The organism is Pseudomonas neustonica (assembly GCF_003797945.1).
In the GTDB taxonomy this organism is placed as follows: Bacteria; Pseudomonadota; Gammaproteobacteria; order Pseudomonadales; family Pseudomonadaceae; genus Halopseudomonas; species Halopseudomonas neustonica.
This window is the reverse complement of the sequence record NZ_RKKU01000070.1, coordinates 1-1314: the sequence shown is the minus strand read 5'-3', so window position 1 is coordinate 1314 and position 1314 is coordinate 1. Positions and strand designations below refer to the sequence as shown.

1 protein-coding gene is annotated in these 1314 nt (G+C 52.6%); it reads right to left on the bottom strand.

Going from position 1 to position 1314, the window contains the following annotated elements:
* Window positions 1-47 precede the first annotated feature (47 nt).
* Window positions 48-1226: an integrase core domain-containing protein gene (locus EF096_RS20135; RefSeq protein ID WP_123891518.1), complete on the bottom strand. Its 1179-nt coding sequence runs from the start codon at window positions 1224-1226 to the stop codon at window positions 48-50.
* Between the last annotated feature and the right edge of the window lie 88 nt (window positions 1227-1314).

Here is a 1314-nt window from a genome sequence, read left to right as displayed (position 1 = left end):
CTGTATGATTCAAAAACATAGGTAACACATCATTTCAAATACATGGGTTACACTTTTAACGTCCAATACGGAGTTAGATTCCCACCGGCTTTGCGCTGATCAAAGCCACCAAGCCTGACAGGCCCAAAGTAGATATCCCAAACACCGTCGTCAATTTGTTCAAGACCGACGTACTCCCCTTGCAGGTTATGCGATACGTATATCTGCCCCCCACCCCAGTAAATAACGCCGCTGCGTCTCACCTTCATGACCATGAAGTAACTGGGGTATTCAAGCACTGGCAGTTTCTTCGGATAGGGTCTGTCAGAAGTGGTGTAGCACAGCGCCGGTCGTTGCTGCGCCAGAGACTCGTGGGGGCGCTGCTCGTTGTAGTCACGTCGAAAGGCGTCCATGCGATCCTGCTTCTCCTTCATGGTCGCTGCGACGGGCTTTGCTACTGCGTCTTTCAAAGTACGGTGCATGCGCTCATGACAGCCATTTTGTTGTGGCCTGCCAGGCTTGATTCGCTCGGGAATGATGCCTAGCCGTATCCACCATACGGACAAAATGGAGAGACCACCGGGCGTCTTGGTGGCAAAGGGCACACCGTTATCGCTGCGAATCCGTTTGGGTAGACCATACTCGCGAAAAAGGCGTTCAAAGACACGCTTTGCGGGAATAGTGCTCGTCCCGGCAAGACCTTGGCAGCCCAATAAGAAACGACTCTGGTGGTCCATGACAGTCAGCGGAAAGCACCATTGTCCGCTGCGGAGCTTGAACTGGCCTTTGAAGTCCACACTCCATAGATCATTGGGCTCAGTGACGGGTGCGAACGGATTTGGATAAGGGCTAATCCGGCGCCTCACTCGACGCTCTTCGATCAATCCGTGGCGCTTGAGCACATTGTGGATGCTGGTCACAGAAGGCACCGCTATGTCAGGAAAGGCATCCAGCAACCGCTGTTGAATCTTTTTAGGACCCAAGGTCATACGACCGATCTGGCGGTTCTCGATGATAGCCTGCTGGATGGCATAGGGAATGGCGTCAGGATGCCGGTGAGGCTTGCGACTCTGATCGTAAAGCCCTTCTAGGCTAGCCGAACGATAGCGCTCCACCCACTTGTATCCGGTCTTGCGGCTAATGCCGTAACAGCGGCAAAGCTCAGCAAAAGAGCGGCGAGCACCTCGCAGATAGTCACCGATAAATAGCACACGTTCGTCCATAGGTTTCACTTCTCGCCAAGGCATGAGCACCTCCTGTCAGGTGCTCACTATTTAAGCAATGTGTTACCTATGTATTTGAATAGAACTGTTACCCATGTTCTTGAGTCGTACA